Annotated in this window: 18 protein-coding genes; all 18 read right to left on the reverse strand. The window is 61.9% G+C overall.

The genetic code is table 11. The features are described from left to right. Window positions 1-34: 34 nt before the first annotated feature. On the reverse strand, window positions 35-718 hold the full coding sequence (locus tag K6M89_RS03200; RefSeq protein WP_097581582.1) for an ABC transporter ATP-binding protein: 684 nt from the start codon (window positions 716-718) through the stop codon (window positions 35-37). Between the two features lie 14 nt (window positions 719-732). After that, window positions 733-2037 (reverse strand): lipoprotein-releasing ABC transporter permease subunit, encoded by a 1305-nt coding sequence (locus K6M89_RS03205; RefSeq protein WP_222138411.1) that lies wholly within the window; start codon window positions 2035-2037, stop codon window positions 733-735. Window positions 2038-2052: 15 nt separating this feature from the next. After that, on the reverse strand, window positions 2053-3375 hold the full coding sequence (proS, locus tag K6M89_RS03210; protein WP_222138412.1) for a proline--tRNA ligase: 1323 nt from the start codon (window positions 3373-3375) through the stop codon (window positions 2053-2055). 589 nt (window positions 3376-3964) lie between these two features. Then, complete coding sequence (locus K6M89_RS03215; protein WP_004668399.1) at window positions 3965-4240, reverse strand: DUF1467 family protein; 276 nt, start codon at window positions 4238-4240, stop codon at window positions 3965-3967. 162 nt (window positions 4241-4402) lie between these two features. Then, window positions 4403-4807 carry a methylmalonyl-CoA epimerase gene (gene mce, locus K6M89_RS03220; RefSeq protein ID WP_097581586.1) on the reverse strand — a complete coding sequence of 135 codons (405 nt, stop codon included), beginning with the start codon at window positions 4805-4807 and terminating at the stop codon, window positions 4403-4405. Between the two features lie 2 nt (window positions 4808-4809). After that, on the reverse strand, window positions 4810-6480 hold the full coding sequence (locus K6M89_RS03225) for a ribonuclease J (protein ID WP_097581587.1): 1671 nt from the start codon (window positions 6478-6480) through the stop codon (window positions 4810-4812). 17 nt (window positions 6481-6497) lie between these two features. Next, window positions 6498-7262, reverse strand: a complete 765-nt coding sequence (locus K6M89_RS03230) for a biotin--[acetyl-CoA-carboxylase] ligase (RefSeq protein ID WP_222138413.1) — start codon at window positions 7260-7262, stop codon at window positions 6498-6500. Beyond that, window positions 7262-8707, reverse strand: coding sequence for an NADH-quinone oxidoreductase subunit NuoN (gene nuoN / locus K6M89_RS03235; RefSeq protein ID WP_097606482.1), 1446 nt, complete (start codon window positions 8705-8707; stop codon window positions 7262-7264). The genes K6M89_RS03230 and nuoN overlap by 1 nt, the downstream gene beginning before the upstream one ends. Window positions 8708-8725: 18 nt before the next feature. Next, window positions 8726-10237, reverse strand: a complete 1512-nt coding sequence (locus tag K6M89_RS03240; protein ID WP_097581592.1) for an NADH-quinone oxidoreductase subunit M — start codon at window positions 10235-10237, stop codon at window positions 8726-8728. Beyond that, entirely contained in the window at window positions 10237-12237 is a 2001-nt protein-coding gene (nuoL, locus tag K6M89_RS03245) for an NADH-quinone oxidoreductase subunit L (RefSeq protein WP_097581593.1), read from the reverse strand. Before nuoL ends, K6M89_RS03240 begins: the two co-directional genes overlap by 1 nt. Before the next feature lie 7 nt (window positions 12238-12244). Beyond that, on the reverse strand, window positions 12245-12553 hold the full coding sequence (nuoK, locus tag K6M89_RS03250) for an NADH-quinone oxidoreductase subunit NuoK (RefSeq protein ID WP_012483438.1): 309 nt from the start codon (window positions 12551-12553) through the stop codon (window positions 12245-12247). 23 nt (window positions 12554-12576) lie between these two features. Further along, window positions 12577-13191, reverse strand: coding sequence for an NADH-quinone oxidoreductase subunit J (locus K6M89_RS03255; RefSeq protein WP_222138414.1), 615 nt, complete (start codon window positions 13189-13191; stop codon window positions 12577-12579). Window positions 13192-13331: 140 nt separating this feature from the next. Next, a complete protein-coding gene (nuoI, locus tag K6M89_RS03260; RefSeq protein ID WP_003573902.1) occupies window positions 13332-13823 on the reverse strand; it encodes an NADH-quinone oxidoreductase subunit NuoI in 492 nt (163 codons plus the stop codon). A gap of 40 nt (window positions 13824-13863) precedes the next feature. Next, entirely contained in the window at window positions 13864-14907 is a 1044-nt protein-coding gene (gene nuoH, locus K6M89_RS03265; protein WP_222138415.1) for an NADH-quinone oxidoreductase subunit NuoH, read from the reverse strand. Between the two features lie 12 nt (window positions 14908-14919). Continuing rightward, window positions 14920-17001, reverse strand: coding sequence for an NADH-quinone oxidoreductase subunit NuoG (nuoG, locus tag K6M89_RS03270; protein WP_222138416.1), 2082 nt, complete (start codon window positions 16999-17001; stop codon window positions 14920-14922). 224 nt (window positions 17002-17225) lie between these two features. Next, on the reverse strand, window positions 17226-17927 hold the full coding sequence (locus K6M89_RS03275) for a helix-hairpin-helix domain-containing protein (RefSeq protein ID WP_222138417.1): 702 nt from the start codon (window positions 17925-17927) through the stop codon (window positions 17226-17228). 2 nt (window positions 17928-17929) lie between these two features. Beyond that, window positions 17930-19234 (reverse strand): NADH-quinone oxidoreductase subunit NuoF, encoded by a 1305-nt coding sequence (nuoF, locus tag K6M89_RS03280; protein WP_097581597.1) that lies wholly within the window; start codon window positions 19232-19234, stop codon window positions 17930-17932. A 10-nt stretch (window positions 19235-19244) separates the two neighbouring features. Next, window positions 19245-20402, reverse strand: coding sequence for an NADH-quinone oxidoreductase subunit E (locus K6M89_RS03285; RefSeq protein WP_222138418.1), 1158 nt, complete (start codon window positions 20400-20402; stop codon window positions 19245-19247). Window positions 20403-20408 lie beyond the last annotated feature (6 nt).

The raw sequence follows: 20408 nt of genomic DNA on the forward strand, positions 1-20408 counted from the left end.
TCCGGGAACCGCTGCCACGTCCGGGCGACATCGATCAGAAATCGACGACCTTGCCGTCGGAGATCGTCACGCGCCGATCCATGCGGCGGGCGAGTTCGTGGTTGTGCGTGGCGATAAGGGCGGCGAGGCCGGACTGGCGCACCAGGGCCTCGAGCGCGTCGAAGACGTAGCTTGCTGTTTCCGGGTCGAGATTACCGGTCGGCTCGTCGGCCAGAAGCAGGGTCGGCGCATTGGCAACGGCGCGGGCGATCGCAACGCGCTGCTGCTCGCCACCTGATAGTTCGGCCGGGCGGTGCGAGCCGCGATGGCCGATGCGCATATAGTCGAGAAGCTGGCCGGCCCGCTCTCCGGCCTCCTTCCAGGAGAGGCCCGCGATCAGCTGCGGCATCATGATGTTTTCGAGCGCGGAAAATTCCGGCAGGAGGTGATGGAACTGATAGACGAAGCCGATCTCGCGGCGACGGATCGCCGTGCGCTTCTCGTCGCTCAGCCCGTCGCAGGCATGGCCGTTGATGGTGACTTCGCCGCCGTCGGGATGCTCTAGCAGACCGGCGACATGCAGCAGCGTCGACTTGCCTGTGCCGGAGGGGGCGACAAGGGCGACGATCTCGCCTTTCGACAGCGAGAAATCCGCACCCTTCAGGATCGAGAGCAGCGTATCGCCCTGCCCGTAATGGCGCTCGACGCCGGTAAGCTTGAGGACGACATTGCGATTCATGAATGCGGCATTCCTTATTCGTAGCGCAGGGCCTGCACCGGATCGAGCCTGGAGGCGCGCCATGCCGGGAAGATGGTGGCGATGAAGGAGAGGCTGAGCGCCATGACCACCACCGAAATCGTTTCGCTGAGATCCATCTCGGCCGGCAGCTGGCTGAGGAAATAGACCTGCGGATTGAAGATCACGGTGCCTGAGATCCAGGAGAAGAACTGGCGGATGGATTCGATGTTGACGCAGACGAGGACGCCGAGCAGCACGCCGGCGATGGTGCCGACGATGCCGATCGCCGCCCCGGTCATGAAGAAGATGCGCATGATGGCGCCGGCGCTGGCACCCATCGTCCGCAGAATGGCGATATCGCTGCCCTTATCCTTCACCAGCATGATGAGGCCGGAGATGATGTTCAGCGCCGCGACAAGCACGATCAGCGTCAGGATCATGAACATGACGTTGCGCTCGACCTGCAGCGCCGAGAAGAAGGTCTGATTGCGTTGGCGCCAGTCGGTAAGGTTGATCTGGCGGCCGGCCGCTTCCTCCACCTTCGACCGCAGAGCATCGATATCATCGGGATGATCGACGAAGAGCTCGATCGACTGCACCAGCCCCGCCGCATTGAAATAGAGCTGCGCTTCCTCGAGCGGCATGAAGATGATCGAGGAATCATATTCCGACATGCCGATCTCGAACAGCCCGGAGATCTTGTAGGATTTGACGCGCGGGTTGACGCCCATCGGCGTGACGTCACCTTCCGGCGAGGTCAGCGTGATGAGGTCGCCGACGCGCAGACCCAGCTGGTCGGCCATGCGGGTGCCGATCAGCACGCCCTCGCCGGAGGCATAGCCCACCATGTCGCCGGATTTGATGTTGTCGGAAATCGTCTTGAGCTTGGTCAGGTCTTCGGCGCGGGCGCCGCGCACCAGGGCGCCGGTGCTGCCGCCGGCCTGGGCGGAAGCCAGCACCTGACCTTCCACCAGAGGCAGCGCCATCTTGACACCGGGCACGGCGGCAAGCCTGCTGGCAAGGTCGGGATAATCGGTGAAGGGACCATCGACCGGCTGGACGATCATGTGGCCGTTGATGCCGAGGATGCGCGAGACGAGCTCGGTGCGGAAGCCGTTCATGACGGCCATGACGATGATCAGCGTCGCGACGCCGAGCATGATGCCGACGAAGGAGAAGCCGGCGATGACCGAGATAAACGCTTCCTTGCGCCGGGCGCGCAGATAGCGCCAGGCCACGAGGCGTTCGAAGGTGGAAAATGGCTTGCCAGCCGGACCCAAGCCGGATGTTGAACTCCGGTCCACTGCTGCCTCTGCCATTTCGCCTCCGTTTCTTTAAGCCACGAACCTGTTGATCGCCGCTTCGATCGTCCTCGTTTCGCGAGCGCCGGTCTTGCGGTCCTTCACTTCGACCTCGCCGTTGGCGACCGCGCGCGGGCCGGCGATGATCTGGACGGGTACGCCGATCAGGTCGGCGGTTGCGAATTTCGTGCCGGCCCGGTCGTCGGTATCGTCGTAGAGCACATCCTTGCCGGCCTTGGTGAGCGCGGCGTAGATCAGCTCGCAAGTATCGTCGCAGGCCTGATCGCCCGCCTTCATGTTAATCACCACGATATCGAAGGGCGCGACCGAAGCCGGCCAGATGATTCCGTTGTCGTCATGCGATGCTTCGATGATGGCGGGAACAAGGCGCGTCGGGCCGATACCGTAGGAACCCATGTGAACAAAGTGTTCCTTGCCATCAGGCCCCTGCACCTTCGCGCCCATCGGCTCGGAATATTTCGTGCCGAAATAGAAGATGTGACCGACCTCGATGCCGCGCGCCGAAAGACGCTCGCCTTCCGGGACGGCGTTGAAAGCCGCCTCGTCGTGCATTTCCGAGGTCGCCGCATAGAGCGAGGTCCACTTGTCGAAGATCGCCTTCAAACCCTCGACGCTGTCGAAATCGGTGCTCTCACCAGGAATATCGAAGCCGACGAAGTCCTTGTGGCAGAAGACCTCGGATTCGCCGGTATCGGCGAGGATGATGAATTCATGGCTGAGATTGCCGCCGATCGGGCCGGTGTCGGCACGCATCGGAATGGCGCGCAGGCCGAGCCGATCGAAGGTTCTCAGATAGGCAGCAAACATCTTGTTATAGGAATGCTCCGCCCCTTCGCGCGTCAGATCGAAGGAATAGGCATCCTTCATCATGAATTCGCGCGAGCGCATGGTGCCGAAGCGCGGACGGATCTCGTCGCGGAACTTCAGCTGGATGTGATAGAGATTGAGCGGTAGGTCCTTGTAGGATTTGACGGAGGAACGGAAGATATCCGTCACCATCTCCTCGTTGGTCGGACCGTAGAGCATCGGCCGCTCCTGACGGTCCTTGATGCGCAGCATCTCCTTGCCGTAGGCGTCGTAGCGGCCGCTTTCCTGCCAGAGTTCGGCCGACTGGAGGGTCGGCATCGAAAGCTCGATGGCGCCGGCACGGTTCTGCTCCTCGCGGATAATGGCGTTGACCTTGTCGAGAACGCGTTTGCCGAGCGGCAGCCAGGAATAGATGCCCTGCGACTGCTGGCGGATCATGCCGGCGCGCAGCATCAACCGGTGGGAGACGATTTCCGCCTCCTTGGGGTTTTCCTTGAGGATGGGCATGAAATAGCGGGACAGACGCATGGCGGATTCCGGAGCAGTTGAGATCCCGCAGAGAACGGAATCGACGGTACATTGGTAATGTGGGAGCGTTCATAGCCGCTTCGCGGCGGGAAGGAAACCCGCAACTGCCGTCGGCCGCCTCCCGGATACGCATGTTCACGCCCGCAAAATGAAAGGGCGTGAAAAAGCGCGTGTTTATAAGGACTTGAACGAAAATCTTGTCAACAGAAATATTTTGCTAGAGTGTAGCAAAAATGCAAAAAAACCTAATGACAAAGCCCAATGTTTGAGCTAGCTTTAGCTCACAAAACAGGCAGGAAGCTAAATTCTTGCCGAATTCGCGGTCAAGTCTTGGGAGGATCAGATCTTAGGCGCGCTCGTCGCAGCCCCGGCAACGGTTACAGATCACGCGATACTTAAAACAAGGCTTTTAGCCTTGTTTTTTTTTGGCTTTTCGCCTTCCCATCCCGACCAGAAACGAGATCGCCTTCCGTAAGGAAATGCGCCTCATTCCGTTAGGCGAGCTCTTTGCCGCAACAGCATGACGCCGATATGACGAACCGTTTGTTTGTGAATTTTACATCTGCCCAAACTTTGAGCAAAAGCTACTTCAATAGAAGCTAGGCCCTAGTTGTGGAAGGGCGTCGAAGCCCCAGCCGAAATAAGTGTCGCAGACATACCAGAGGCCATAGATCAGAGCCGAAATCAGCGTCGTCAGCGAAAAGACGAAGCCGGCGCGAAAGCGGGTGGGCGCGCTGGGAACGGTGCCGAGCACGATATCATCGTCTTCCGCCTGGGTGCGCAGGCCGATCGGCAGGACGGCAAAAAGCGTCATCCACCAAATGATGAAGTAGACGGCAAATCCCTGAAGGAAGATCTGAAGCATTATGGTTCCCGGTGATGTCGCGCCGCCATGTGGCGAAGGCGTCCTCTCACTTTCAATTGGGCGTCTTTATACGGCGAAATGGCGGCCAATTCAAAGCGAACGAAGCATTTTGCCGCCTTCGGGTCACTCTGCCGCAGCGCAAGCGCTTCACATAAAATTGGTTCAGGCCTGTTCAAGCTCGATCAGCGTGCCGAAGAAATCCTTGGGGTGCAGAAAGAGCACCGGCTTGCCATGCGCGCCGGTCTTCGGCTGGCCGTCGCCCAGTACCCGCGCCCCCGCCTCGATCAGCCGGTCGCGGGCGAGGATAATATCGTCCACCTCGTAGCAGATGTGGTGCATGCCGCCGGACGGATTCTTGTCGAGGAAGGCCGCGATCGGCGAGGCCTCCCCAAGCGGCTCAAGCAGTTCAACCTTGGTGTTCGGCAATTCGACGAAGACGACGGTGACGCCATGTTCCGGTAGCGCCTGTGGCTGCGACACGGCAGCGCCCAGGGTGTCGCGATAGGCGGCGGCCGCCGCCGTCAGGTCGGGGACGGCGATGGCAATATGGTTCACCCGGCCGAGCATGATCAGACCTTGGTGACGAAGGCGGTAACGACGGGCTTCTTGCCCCAGCTCTGGTTCGCAGCGGCGCGGATGGCGCGGCGCACGGCCTCCTGCAGCATGTCGATATCCTTGCGGCGGGCGCGCGGAATGCTTTCGATGGCGCTGATCGCCGCGTCGAAGAGCGTATCCTCCATCTCGTCGCCCTCGTCATCATAAACAGGCAGGCCGATCGAGACGAGATCGGGATCGCCGACAATATCATAACGGGCGTCGAGCACGACGCTGACCGCGACATGGCCGACATAGGAGAGCTTCTTGCGCTCGCCGATCCCCATCTCGTCGAAATCGCCGATCAGCATGCCGTCCTTGTAGATGCGGCCGTGCGGCGCTTCGCCGATCACCTCGACCGGACCTGGCGCCAGCCGCAGGATATCGCCGTTGCGCACCCGCGGGACGATCGCGATGCCGGATTGCTCGGCAAGCTCCTTGTGCGCCGTCAGATGCGTCGCCTCGCCATGCACCGGCACAACGACCTTCGGCCGAGTCCACTCGTACATCCGCTGCAGCTCGTTGCGGCGCGGATGGCCGGAAACGTGGACCAGGGCTTCAGTATCGGTGATGATGTGCACGCCCTGCTCGACGAGGCCGTTCTTGATGTCCTGGATCGCCTTCTCGTTACCGGGAATGGCGCGAGAGGAAAAGACGACGATATCGCCTGCCGCAAAGGCCACATTGCGCATTTCGTCGCGGGAAAGCTTGGCAAGCGCTGCCCGCGCCTCGCCCTGGCTGCCGGTCAGGATGACGACGACCTTGTCGCGGGGGATGTAGCCGTATTCTTCCTCGGAGATGAAGGGCTTCACGCCTTCCATCAGGCCGATATCCTGGGCGACGTCGACGACCCGCTTCAGCGAGCTGCCGAGCAGCAGCACTTCACGGCCCGCCGCCTCGGCAGCTTCGGCAACGGTGCGAATGCGCCCGACATTCGATGAGAAGGTGGTGATCGCCACCCGGCCTTCGGCATCCTCGATGATCTTGCGCAGGCTTTCTGACACATCCTTCTCGGAGGGCGAAACACCGTCACGCAAGGCATTGGTGGAATCGCACATCAGCGCCAACACGCCTTCGTCGCCGAGCTGGCGGAAACGCGTCTCATCGGTCAGCGGCCCGAGCGAGGGCTCGTGGTCGATCTTCCAGTCGCCGGTGTGGATGACATTGCCGGCAGGCGTGCGGATCATCAGCGACATCGGCTCGGGGATCGAGTGATTGACGGCCACACCTTCGATGCTGAACGGGCCGACATTGATCGTGTCGCCGGCCTTGAACGGCGTCACCGGCACCTCGCCGATCCTCGCCTTCTCGAAATTGCGCTTGGCTTCGAGCAGACCCGCGGTAAAGCCCGAGGCATAGACCGGCACGTTGAGCCCGGGCCAGAGATCGGCGAGTGCGCCATAATGATCTTCATGGGCATGGGTGATGATGATCGCCTTGAGGTTTTTGCGTTCGCTGGCGAGGAAGCGGATGTCGGGCAGGACGAGGTCGACGCCCGGCAGATCCGGGCCGGGAAAGGTGACGCCGCAATCGACCATGATCCACTGGCGATGCTCGGGCGGGCCGTAGCCATAGAGAGCGAGATTCATGCCGATCTCGCCAACGCCGCCCAGAGGCAGGAATACCAACTCGTCCTGTTTCGCCATAATTTTCGTTTTTTCCGCTATCTAAAAAACACATCACCGGCGGCAATGGGTATGATCCTGCCAGCGCCGGTATCGAGCATCAACAAGCCATTATCATCAATCCCGGCGAATTGTCCGGAAATCGACCGGTCCGGTAAATTGACCGTGATCTTTTCACCAATGCCACAGGCAATAGTGCGCCAGCGCGCAGTGATCTCGGCAATGCCGCGGCCCTGGTCCCATATATCGAGCACATCCGCCATCGCCGCGAAGAGATGCGCGAAGAGCTCTTCCGGCGAAGCCGCGCTTGCATGCTGACGCAGACAGGTGACGGGATAGAGCGGGTTATCAGGCATGACCGAGACATTGATGCCAATGCCGACGATCAGCGCGTAGCGGCAGTCCGGCAACTGCTCACCCTCGACGAGGATGCCGCAGGTCTTTTTCCGGCCGATGAGAATATCGTTCGGCCATTTGACCTCGAGCGGTTCGGCACCTGGCGGCAGCACCTGGCGGATCGCCTGGTGGACGGCGACGGCAACCGCCAGCGGCAGCGAGCCGAGGCGCTCCATCGGCGCCGGGTCGATCAATAGAAGGGAAGCGTAGAGATTACCGCGTTCGGACACCCAGAGGCGGCCGCGGCGGCCGCGGCCGCCGGTCTGACGCTCGGCCGTCACCCAGAGATTTCCGGGATCGCCCGCCCGCGCCCGGGCGAGGCATTCGCTGTTGGTGGACGATGTTTCCGACAGCGCCTCGTGCCTGAAATCGCCGAGCGATATCCGGCGCCGCCTGTCGGAAACCATTAGAAGAGCGTCGCGGCGGCAAGCTCTGCCGCACCGCCGATCGGCCCGCCGATGAGCACATAGGCGGTGACGAAGAGACCGGAAAGACCGAAGACCAGCCGCAGGGCGCCGGAGACCCGGGCGAATTCGCCGGTCGCCTCATCGAACCACATCAGCTTGATGACGCGCAGATAATAATAGGCGCCGACGACCGAGGCGAGAACACCGATGATGGCAAGCGCATAAAGCTTGGCTTCGATCGCCGCAACGAAGACGAAATACTTGGCGAAGAAGCCGGCGAGCGGCGGAATGCCGGCGAGCGAGAACATCAGCGCTGTCAGCACCACGGCCATGAACGGGTTGGTCGCGGAAAGGCCGGCGAGATCATTGACGTCTTCGACGACGGTGCCGTCCTTGCGGCGCATCGACATGATGATCGCAAAGCTGCCGAGCGTCATGACCATATAGATGACCATGTAGAGCATGACGCCGGAAACACCGGTCTGGTTGCCGGCGGCAAGCCCGACCAGCGCATAGCCCATGTGGCCGATCGAGGAATAGGCCATCAGCCGCTTGATGTTCTTCTGGCCGATCGCGGCAAACGAGCCGAGCAGCATCGAGGCGATCGAGATGAAGACGACGACCTGCTGCCAGTCCGCCAGAACCGGCTGGAAGGCGGTGATGACGATGCGGGTCATCATCGCCATGGCGGCAACCTTGGGGGCTGCGGCCAGGAAGGCGGTGACCGGCGTCGGCGCGCCTTCGTAGACGTCTGGCGTCCACATGTGAAAGGGAACGGCCGAAATCTTGAAGGCAATGCCGGCGAGGATGAAGACCAGGCCGAAGACGAGGCCGAGCGAACGCGCGCCCTCGACGGACAGCGCCTGGGCGATCTCGGAAAAGTGGGTGTGGCCGGTAAAACCATAGACCAGCGACATGCCGTAGAGCAGCATGCCGGAGGAAAGCGCGCCGAGGACGAAATATTTCAGGCCGGCTTCGGTCGACTTCAGGCTGTCGCGGTTGATCGCGGCGACGACATAGAGCGCCAGCGACTGCAGCTCCAGCGCCAGATAGAGCGAAATCAGGTCGTTGGCCGAGATCATCAGCAGGATGCCGAGGGTCGCCAGCACCAGGAGAACCGGGAACTCGAACTTGTCGAGCTGGTTTTCGCGGGCGTGGCCCATCGTCATGAACAGGGCGACCAGCGAGCCGATGAGCGCCACCAGCTTCATGAAGCGGGAGAAACCGTCGGCCATGTAGACGCCGCCATAGGCAAGGCCTTCGGCCGGCACGAAGAGCAGCCACAGGCCGGAGGCCAGCAGCAGCACGATGGCGAGGCCGGTGACGACGAGGCCCGACCGCTCGCCCGAGAAGACGCCGACCATCAACAGGACCAGGGCGCCGACCGCGAGGATCAGCTCCGGCGCGGAAAGATGCAGACTGAGGAGGATTGTTTCAGCGGTCATGTCCGATAAGTCCCGTCATCAATTCATAGACAGCGCAACATTCTGCGCTGCGTGCACGGCGGCCGTGTAGTTGTTGACCAGCAGATCCACCGAGGCGGCCGTGGCATCGAAGACCGGAGCCGGGTAAACGCCGAAGAGGATGGTCAGTGCGACCAGCGGGTAGAGGATCAGCTGTTCGCGGGGCGAAAGGTCGAGCAGCGCCTTCAGCTTTTCCTTCTCCAGCGCACCGAAGATCACCCGGCGATAGAGCCAGAGCGCATAGGCGGCCGAGAGAATGACGCCGGTGGCGGCAAAGAGCGCGACCCAGGTGTTGACCCGGAAGACGCCGATCAGCGTCAGGAACTCGCCGACGAAGCCGGAGGTGCCGGGAAGCCCGACATTGGCCATGGTGAAGACCATCATTGCGACGGCATATTTCGGCATGTTGTTGACGAGACCCCCATAGGCGTTGATCTCGCGGGTATGGGTGCGGTCGTAGACGACGCCGACGCAGAGGAAGAGCGCGCCCGAGACGATACCGTGCGACAGCATCTGGAAGATCGAACCCTGAACGCCCTGCATGTTGGCGGCGAAGATGCCCATGGTCACGTAGCCCATGTGCGCTACCGAGGAATAGGCGATCAGCTTCTTGATGTCGTCCTGCATCATCGCCACCAGCGAGGTGTAGATGATGGCGATGACGGACAGGGCGAAGACGAGCGGCGCGAAGTAATCGGACGCCACCGGGAACATGCCGAGGGAGAAGCGGATGAGACCGTAGCCGCCGAGCTTCAGCAGGACGCCGGCCAGGATCACCGAGCCTGCCGTCGGCGCCTGAACGTGAGCATCCGGAAGCCAGGTATGGACCGGCCACATCGGCATTTTCACCGCGAAGGAGGCGAAGAAGGCAAGCCATAGCCAGGTCTGCAGCGCCGGCGGGAACTTGTAGGCGAGCAGCGCGGTGATATCGGTCGTTCCGGCCTGCCAGTACATCGCCATGATGGCGAGCAGCATCAGTACCGAGCCGAGCAGCGTATAGAGGAAGAACTTATAGCTCGCATAGACGCGGTCCTTGCCGCCCCAGACGCCGATGATCAGGAACATCGGAATGAGGCCCGCCTCGAAGAAGACGTAGAAGAGCACGATATCGAGCGAGACGAAGACGCCGACCATCATCGTTTCCAAGATGAGGAAGGCGATCATGTATTCTTTCAGGCGCTTCTCGATCGAGAGCCAGCTCGCCAGCACGCAGAAGGGCATGAGGAAGGTCGACAGGATGACGAACAGCATCGAGATGCCGTCGACGCCGACATGGTAACCGATGCCGGTGCCGAGCCAGTCATGCTTTTCGAGCATCTGGAAGCCCGGATTGGCGTTGTCGAAGCCGACCCAGATGACGAGGGAAACGACGAAGGTGAAGACGGTGGTGATCAGCGAGATCCACAGCACGTTCTTGCGGCCGGCTTGGCTCTCGCCGTTCATCAGCAACAGGAGCACCACGCCGACGAGCGGCAGGAAGGTGACCGTTGAAAGAATAGGCCAATCGGTCATCAGAAGGAACTCCCGAGCATCATCCAGGTAACGAGCGCCGCAATGCCGATCAGCATGGCGAAGGCGTAGTGATAGAGGTAACCGGTCTGCAGGCGGACGACGCGGTCGGTGACGGCGACGACGCGGGCGGCCACGCCGTTCGGGCCGTAGGTGTCAATGACGCCGACGTCACCCTTCTTCCACAGGAAGCGGCCAAGCGCTCTGGCGGTGCGGACGAAGAGGAAGTCGTAGAGTTCGTCGAAATACCACTTGTTCAAGAGGAACTGGTAGAGCACCCGGTGCTGCTTGGCGAGGACGCGCGGCGTCTGCGGCGAGCGGATATACATGTACCAGGCGGTGACGAAGCCGAGCACCATGGCGATGAAGGGGCTCAGAGCCACGAGCGCCGGCACGTGGTGGAACTCTTCGACGAGTTCGTTCTCGGCGCCGGTGAAAAGCGCACCCTTCCAGAACTCGGCATACTCCTCACCGTAGAACCGGCCTTCGAAGAGCACACCCGCCAGCACCGCGCCGATCGCCAGCAGATAGAGCGGCACCAGCATGACCTGCGGCGATTCGTGAACGTGGTGCATGACCTCGTGCGAAGCGCGCGGCTTGCCGAAGAAGGTCATGAAGATCAGCCGCCAGGAATAGAAGCTCGTGAAGAGTGCGGCGATGACCAGCATCGAGAAGGCAAAGCCTGCGACCGGCGAGTGCGAAGCATAGGTCGCCTCGATGATCACATCCTTGGAGAAAAAGCCGGCAAAGCCGATCGGCGTGAAGGGAATGCCGACGCCGGTAATCGCCAGTGTGCCGATGATCATCAGCCAGAAGGTCACCTTGATGTGCGGCCGCAGGCCACCCATGTAGCGCATGTCCTGCTCGCCATCGACGGCGTGGATGACCGAGCCGGCGCAGAGGAAGAGCAGTGCCTTGAAGAAGGCATGCGTGAACAGATGGAAGATCGCCGCGCCATAGGCCCCTACCCCGAGCGCCACGAACATGTAGCCAAGCTGCGAGCAGGTGGAATAGGCGATGACACGCTTGATGTCGTTCTGCACGAGGCCGACGGTGGCCGCGAAGAAGGCGGTGATCGCACCAATCACGGTGACGACGACGAGCGCATCGTGCGACAGTTCGAAGAGCGGCGACATGCGGGCGACAAGGAAGACGCCGGCGGTGACCATGGTGGCGGCATGGATGAGGGCCGAGACCGGGGTCGGGCCTTCCATGGCATCCGGCAGCCAGGTGTGGAGCAGGAACTGCGCCGACTTGCCCATGGCGCCCATGAAGAGCAGCAGGCAGATGCCGGTCAGTGCATGCGCCTTGTCGAGCTGCATGCCGAAAAGGTTGAGGATCACTTCGCTCGCCTCGCCGCCGCCTTCATGCGGTGCAAAGTTCGAGGCATTGGCGAAGATCGTATCGAAGTTGATCGAGCCGAACAGCACGAAGACACCGGCAATACCGAGCACGAAACCGAAGTCGCCGACGCGGTTGACGATGAAGGCCTTCATCGCCGCGGCCGTCGCCGACGGCTTCTTGAACCAGAAGCCGATCAGCAGATAGGAGGCGAGACCGACGCCTTCCCAGCCGAAGAACATCTGCGCCAGGTTGTCGGCCGTCACCAGCATCAGCATGGCGAAGGTGAAGAGCGAGAGATAGGCGAAGAAGCGCGGGCGATGCGGATCGGTATGCATGTAGCCGATCGAATAGACGTGAACCAGCGTCGAGACCGTGTTGACGACGATCAGCATGACGGAGGTCAGCGTATCCACGCGCAGCGACCAGGAGGCATCGATGCCGCCGGACTGAATCCAGCGCAGCACCTCGACCTTGATCGGACCGCCTTCGGCGTGGCCCATGCCGACGCTGAAGAAGACGACCCAGGAGAGGATGGCGGCGATGATCATCAGGCCGCTGGTGACATATTCCGAAGCCTTGGCGCCGATGGCGCGGCCGAACAGGCCGGCGACGATCGCACCGATCAAGGGAAGAAAGACGATAGCCTTATAGAGGAACATGAGCCACTCAGCCCTTCATCATATTGACGTCTTCGACCGCGATCGAGCCGCGGTTGCGGTAGAAGACAACGAGAATTGCAAGACCGATCGCCGCCTCGGCAGCCGCCACCGTCAGGATGAACAGCGCAAAGACCTGTCCGACGATGTCGTTCAGGAAGTGGGAGAAGGCGACCATGTTGATGTTGACGGAAAGCAGGATCAGTTCGACCGACATCAGGATGACGATGACGTTCTTCCGGTTCAGGAAGATGCCGAAGACGCCGAGCGTGAAGAGGATGGCGCTGACCGTCAGGTAGTGGGAAAGACCGATGACCATGTTCTTTGTTCCTTGACCTGCCTTTAGACGCCTTGCCCGGGCTTGACCGAAACCACCTCGATGGCGGTGGCGGGCGTGCGGGCAACCTGCCTGGGGATATTCTGCCGCTTGATGTTGGTGCGGTGCCGGAGCGTCAGGACGATGGCGCCGATCATGGCGACCAGCAGCACCAGACCGGCGATCTGGAAGAAGTAGACGTAATTGGTATAGAGCACGTCGCCGAGGGCGGCCGTATTGGTGCGCTCCGTCAGCGCCGGGATCGGCATGGCGACTGATTTGGCGATCTCGGGCGAGATGACGCTGCCGCCGATGACGACGATCAGCTCGGCTGCGAGAATGATCCCGATCAGCCCGCCGATCGGCGCATATTCGAGAACCCCTGCCCTCAATTCGGTGAAGTCGATGTCGAGCATCATCACCACGAAGAGGAAGAGCACGGCGACGGCGCCGACATAGACGACCAGCAGGATCATCGCCAGGAATTCGGCACCGAGCAGCAGGAAGAGGCCGGCCGCGTTGAAGAACACCAGGATCAGGAACAGAACCGAGTGAACCGGGTTCTTCGCCCAGATGACCATGAACGCCGACGCCACCGCGACAAAGGCGAAAAGATAGAAAAATAGAGCCTGCAGACCCATGTTGGTGCCTTTTTCATCTTCCCCCGGGCAGCCGGGAGTTTTTCTGCCCGATAGAGCTTTGCGCGGCTGACCGGCAAAGCTCCTGTGCATATTGACCGCTAGAGGAGCAGCAGAGCTCCATCGCGGCATTTCAAACCCAATCAGCGGTACGGCGAATCGATCGCGATATTGCGGGCGATTTCGCGCTCCCACCGGTCGCCGTTATCGAGAAGGCGCGCCTTGTCGAAATAGAGCTCTTCGCGGGTTTCCGTCGCAAATTCGAAATTCGGACCCTCGACGATCGCGTCAACCGGGCAGGCTTCCTGGCAGAAGCCGCAATAGATGCACTTCACCATGTCGATGTCGTAGCGCACGGTGCGGCGCGTGCCGTCGTTGCGGCGCGGACCCGCCTCGATGGTGATGGCCTGGGCAGGACAGATCGCCTCGCAGAGCTTGCAGGCGATGCAGCGCTCTTCGCCGTTCGGATAACGGCGCAGCGCATGTTCGCCGCGGAAACGCGGGGACACCGGACCCTTTTCGAAGGGATAGTTGATCGTCGCCTTCTGGCGGAAGAAATAGCGCATCGACAGAAAGAACGCGCCGAAGAATTCCTTGAGGAACAGCGAGTTGATGGAGCTGGACAAGCTTCCCATCTTCAACCTCCAATTTTGCCGGAAACGAGAGCGGGCGTCATCAAGCCCATCCCGTCAGTTTCAGCACGAATGCAACGATGATGACCATGGCGAGCGACAGCGGCAGGAAAACCTTCCAGCCGAGGCGCATGAGCTGGTCGTAGCGGTAGCGCGGAACGAAGGCCTTGACCATCGCGAACATGAAGAACACCAGGCAAGCCTTCAGGGTGAACCAGATGATGCCGGGAACCCAGTTGAGGATCCAGATATCAACCGGAGGCAGCCAGCCGCCGAGGAAGAGGATCGTCGTCAGCGCGCACATCAGGCAGACGGCCGCATATTCGCCGAGCATGAACATCATGTATGGCGAAGAGCCGTATTCGACCATGAAGCCGGCGACCAGTTCCGATTCAGCTTCCGGAAGGTCAAAGGGCGGACGGTTCGTCTCGGCCAGCGCCGAAATGAAGAAGATGATGAACATCGGGAACAGCGACAGCCAGTGCCAGTCGAGGAACGACGCGGGCAGGCCGAGCATGGTGCCGAGGCCGGTATGCTGCGCATTGACGATATCGGTCAGGTTCAGCGAACCGACGCAGAGAAGCACGGTGACGATGACGAAGCCGATCGAGACTTCGTAGGACACCATCTGCGCCGCCGAGCGCAGCGCGCCGAGGAACGGATACTTCGAGTTCGAAGCCCAGCCGCCCATGATGATGCCGTAGACCTCGAGCGACGAGATCGCGAAGATGTAGAGAATGCCGACATTGATGTTGGCGATCACCCATCCGTCTGCGAGCGGCACCACCGCCCAGGTGGACAGCGCCAGAAGCACGGTCACCAGCGGAGCAAGCAGAAACACCGCCTTGTTGGCGCCGGCCGGAATGATCGGCTCCTTGAAGACGAATTTCAGAAGGTCGGCGAAGGACTGGAACAGGCCGAAGGGACCGACGACGTTCGGGCCGCGACGCAGCTGCACGGCCGCCCAGATCTTTCGGTCGGCAAGCAGTACGTAAGCAATGAAGACGAGCAGGCAGACCAGAAGCAGCAGCGACTGCCCGATCATGATGATCGCCGGCAAGACATAGGTCGAAAAGAAAGAATCCATGGTCCCCTGCCCTTACTCTGCCGCGACTTTGAAATTGTTGCGGGCCAATGCCGAGCACTCGGCCATGACAGCCGAGGCACGCGCGATCGGGTTCGTCAAATAGAAGTCTTTGACCGGCGACGCAAACCCTGACTTGTTCATCTTGCCGGCTTTTTTCGCAACTGCGGCAATTTGGGCGCTATCGGTTTCGGCGATCTCGTCGATGGCGGCGAAATGCGGGAAAGCGGCATAGAGCCGGCCACGCAGTTCACTCAGCGAATCGAAGGGAAGCTTCTTGCCGAGCACGTCGGAAAGGGCACGGATAATTGCCCAGTCCTCGCGGGCATCGCCCGGCGCAAAGCCTGCGCGGCTGCCCATCTGGACACGGCCTTCGGTGTTGACCCAGGTGCCGGACTTTTCGGTATAGGCTGCGGCCGGCAGGATGACGTCGGCATGATGCGCGCCGTTATCGCCATGCGAGCCGATATAGACAGTCAGCCCCGCCTTCTTGGCGGTGAAGTCGAGTTCGTCGGCGCCGAGCAGGAAGAGCACGTCCATCGACGTCAGCATCTCGGCGGCATTGACGCCCTTGGCGCCCGGCACGAAGCCGAGGTCGAGGCCGCCGACGCGCGAGGCGGCGGTATGAAGGACGGCAAAGCCGTTCCAGCCTTCGACAACCGCGCCGACCGAACCGACGAGCTTGGCGGCACTGGCGAGAACGCCGGCGCCGTCGCTGCGCGACAGCGCGCCCTGGCCGATAATGATCATCGGCTTGGCGGCGTTCTTCAGGACGTCGGCAAAGGCATGGCCGCCATCGACGAGATCCTTCAGCGTGTCGGGACCAGCGCCGAGATAGTCATAGCTGTAGCGCAGTTCGCCCGGCTCGCCGATGACGCCGATCGGGAACTTGCCACGGCGCCAGCGCTTGCGGATGCGGGCGTTGAGGATGGCCGCCTCGAAGCGCGGATTGGCGCCGATGATCAGCAGCGCATCGGCCTGGTCGATGCCTGCGATGGTCGGGTTGAAGAGGTAGCTTGCACGGCCGAGCGACGGATCGAGTGCCGCCCCATCCTGGCGACAGTCGAGATTGGCGGAGCCGAGCGACTTCACCAGTTCTGAAAGCGCATACATTTCCTCGACGGAAGCAAGATCGCCGGCGATTGCGCCGATCTTGTCGCCCGAGGTGGCGCCGACGGCGGCCTTGATGGCGCCGAAAGCCTCGGCCCAGCTGGCCGGCTGCAGGCGGCCGTCGCGGCGGACATAGGGCCGGTCGAGGCGCTGGGTCTTCAGACCATCCCAGATGAAGCGGCTCTTGTCGGAGATCCACTCCTCGTTGATCGCCTCGTTGACGCGCGGCAGGATACGCATGACTTCGCGGCCGCGGGTGTCGACGCGGATCGCCGAGCCGACGGCATCCATGACGTCGATCGATTCGGTCTTGTTCAGTTCCCAGGGGCGCGCGGTAAAGGCGAAGGGCTTGGAGGTGAGCGCGCCGACCGGGCAAAGGTCGACGACGTTGCCCTGCAGCTCGGAGGTCATCGCCTGTTCGAGATAGGTGGTGATCTCGGCATCCTCGCCGCGGCCGATCAGGCCGAGTTCGGAAATGCCGGCGACCTCGGTGGTGAAGCGGACGCAGCGTGTGCAATGGATGCAGCGGTTCATCACCGTCTTGACCAGCGGGCCGATATACTTGTCCTCGACGGCGCGCTTGTCTTCCTGGTAGCGCGAGGTATCGATGCCGAAGGCCATCGCCTGGTCCTGCAGATCGCATTCGCCGCCCTGGTCGCAGATCGGGCAATCGAGCGGATGGTTGATCAGCAGGAATTCCATCACGCCTTCGCGGGCCTTCTTGACCATCGGCGTGTTGGTGAAGACCTCGGGCAGTTCGCCGTTCGGGCCGCCGCGGATGTCGCGAACGCTCATGGCGCAGGAAGCCTGCGGCTTCGGCGGGCCGCCCTTCACTTCGACAAGGCACATGCGGCAATTGCCGGCAACCGACAGGCGCTCATGGAAGCAGAAGCGCGGAACCTCGGCGCCGGCATCCTCGCACGCCTGCAATAGCGTGAAATGATCCGGAACTTCGATCTCGTTGCCGTCAATCTTCAGTTTTGCCATCGTCGCTCAGTCCTGTTTCCCGTTTGCCTGATGACGGCAAACAAACCCGTTTTTGCAACATTTTCATTGCCGGGCCGGATCTTTCGTCCTGCCGGCAGCCTATGTCGCCCAAATTTTCTGTCGCGCGTTCCAGACCCGGAACCCGCACCGGCATCTGCAGCGTGGGGCCCCCGCCCGTCCGCCGATCTGCCCATGTTTCCGGCCGGTTTGCACGGCCGGACAGTTCATTTCCTTCTGCGGCTCCGTCCGGCGAGAACCTTCGCCTGGCCGATCCAGTCGTCGCGGGCGATGCGGCCGTCGAAGCCAAGCTCGGCGTCGAGCCGGGCGATGTCCTCGTCGGTCAAGGCGGCAATCTCGGCAAAGCTGCGAATGCCCTTGGCATTCAGCACCTGCTCCAGCTTCGGGCCGATGCCGGCGATCAGCTTGAGATCGTCGGCCTTTGCAGCCCGCGCAACCGGCTTTGCCTTCGCGACCGGCTTTGCCTTGCTGGCCGGCTGCGGTTCGCTTGCCGGGATCGTCGCGCTCGCCGGCTTGACCACCGTCAGCCTTGGCCTCGCCTTCTTCTCCAGCTCGGATTTGTCGGCCGCGGGCTTGGTGAAAACCTTGACCGCCGGACGGATATTTTCCGGCCGGATGTCGACATCGGGCATCGGCTCGTCCGGCGGTGTGTCGTCGAGGGCGGCGGCAACCTTGCCGGTCGTTTCCAGCGCGCTCTGGAAGGCCCCAAAAAAGGCGCCCGCTATCTGCGTCGAGAAACCGAAGCCGATCGCCGTTGCGGCGGCAAAGGCAGCGGCCGGATGCGCCATCAGCGGATGCACCGGCATCGCCTGTGCGTTTTCCAGCATCTCGGCGGCAAGACGGCCGAAGCCGGCCGCGAAATCGGAAGTCTCTTCCTTCTTCCCACTCTTGGATGCTTTGTCCGTCATGATTATTCAGCCGCCTCCAGAACCGCGCCGTGGTCGAGCGCGCTTGCCGTATACTGGTCGATGCGCTTTTCGATCTCGGGACGGAAGTTACGGATCAGACCCTGCACCGGCCATGCGGCGGCGTCGCCGAGCGCACAGATGGTGTGGCCTTCGATTTGCTTGGTCACCTGGAACAGCATGTCGATTTCGCGCTTCTGGGCATTGCCCTTGGCCATGCGTTCCATCACCCGCCACATCCAGCCCGTGCCTTCGCGGCAGGGCGTGCACTGGCCGCAGCTCTCATGCTTGAAGAAGGCGGAGATGCGGGCGATCGCCTTGATGACGTCGGTGGATTTGTCCATGACGATCGCGGCGGCCGTGCCGAAGGAGGAGCCAACGCCGCGCAGGCCGTCGAAATCCATCGGGCAGTCGATGATGTCCTTGGCCGGAACGATCGGGCAGGATGCGCCGCCGGGAATGACGGCGAGCAGATTGTCCCAGCCGCCGCGGATGCCGCCGGCGTGGCGGTCGACCAGTTCGCGGAAGGTGATGCCCATTTCCTCTTCGACCGTGCACGGCTTGTTGACGTGGCCGGAGAGCATGAACAGCTTGGTGCCGACATTGTTCGGACGGCCGATCGACGAGAACCAGCCGGCGCCGCGGCGCAGGATCGTCGGCGCAACGGCGATCGATTCGACGTTGTTGACCGTCGTCGGGCAGCCGTAGAGGCCCATATTGGCCGGGAACGGCGGCTTCAGGCGCGGCTGGCCCTTCTTGCCTTCGAGGCTTTCGAGCAGCGCAGTTTCCTCGCCGCAGATATAGGCGCCGGCGCCGTGATGGACGAAGATGTCCATGTCCCAGCCGAGCTTGTTGTTCTTGCCGAGCAGGCCATAGTCATAGCATTCGTCGATTGCCGCCTGCAGCGCTTCGCGCTCGCGGATATATTCGCCGCGCACATAGATGTAGGCGGCATTGGCGCCCATGGCGAAACTCGCGACGACGCAGCCTTCGATCAGCGTATGCGGATCGTGGCGCATGATGTCGCGGTCCTTGCAGGTGCCGGGCTCGGATTCGTCGGCATTGACGACGAGGTAATGCGGGCGGCCGTCGCTTTCCTTCGGCATGAAGGACCATTTCAGGCCTGTCGGGAAGCCGGCGCCGCCGCGGCCGCGAAGACCGGATGCCTTCATCTCGTTGATGATCCAGTCACGGCCCTTTTCGAGGATCTGCTTGGTGCCGTCCCAGTGGCCGCGGCTCATCGCGCCCTTCAGGGACTTGTCCTTGAGGCCGTAGATGTTGGTAAAGATGCGGTCTTTATCTTGTAACATGCTTCACCTCTTACCGCGGCTTCTTGCCGAAGACCTTGATATATTCCGCTTCGCCGCCCTTGGCGAGCGCCTTGGCCTGCTTGACCCAGTCGTCGCGCTCGATGCGGCCGCGGAAATTCAGGTAGCCGTCGACCCATTCGCGCTCGGCCTTCTTCCAGCTCGCGACCTGCGCGAAGGTGAAGATGCCGATTTCGTTCAGCGTCGCCTCGATCTTCGGACCGACGCCGGAAATCATCTTCAGATCCTCCGGGGCGGCGGGCTTTTCGATGCCGGCCGGGCGGTTCTTGTCGGTCAGCGCAGGCTTCGCCGCCGGGGCTTCTGCCTTGACGGCCGGGGCCGGCTCGGCAGCCGCCGTGCCGGAAACCGGCTGTTCTTCGGCTGCCTTGGCATTTTTCGCAGCCGCCTTCGGCGCCGTTGCCGGCGTCTTCAGCGCCGCATTAGTCTCGGCATCGGTGCTCTTCGGGCGGGCGGCCTCGGAGGGCGGGACTGGAGCCGCATCGACCGGAGCCGATACGCTTTCGGCATCGGCCTTCTTGGCGCGTGTCCTTGCCTTCGGCTCTTCCGTCGTCAGCGAGGTCAGGCCGCCTTCCGGTGCGGAGAATATCCGGTCGATCTGGGTGCCCGCCTTGATGCTCGCGCCATTGCCGGCGGCAAAGGTATCGATGATCTCTTCGAGACGGGCGGGCGTCAGATCCTCATAGGTATCCTTGCCGATCATCACCATCGGGGCGTTGACGCAGGCGCCGAGACATTCGACCTCTTCCCACGACAGCGTGCCTTCGGCATTGCGCTCGAAGGGATGGGCATGGATCTTGCTCTTGCAGACCGACATCAGCGCTTCCGAGCCGCGCAACATGCAGGGCGTCGTGCCGCAGACCTGGACATGGGCGCGCGTGCCGACGGGATGCAGCTGGAACTGCGTATAGAAGGTCGCGACTTCGAGCACTCTGATATAGGCCATGTCGAGCATGTCGGCGATCTTTTCGATCGCCGCGCGCGTCACCCAGCCGTCCTGCTCCTGCGCCCGCATCAACAGCGGAATGACCGCCGACTGCTGGCGGCCGGCGGGGTATTTCTGGATCGTCTTGTCCGCCCAGACCGCATTTTCATCGCTGAAAGCGAATGCGGCAGGCTGAAATTGATCTTCGGCTAATCGACGAACGGACATTCTTCC

It is taken from the genome of Rhizobium croatiense (assembly GCF_019793465.1).
Classification (GTDB): domain Bacteria; phylum Pseudomonadota; class Alphaproteobacteria; order Rhizobiales; family Rhizobiaceae; genus Rhizobium; species Rhizobium croatiense.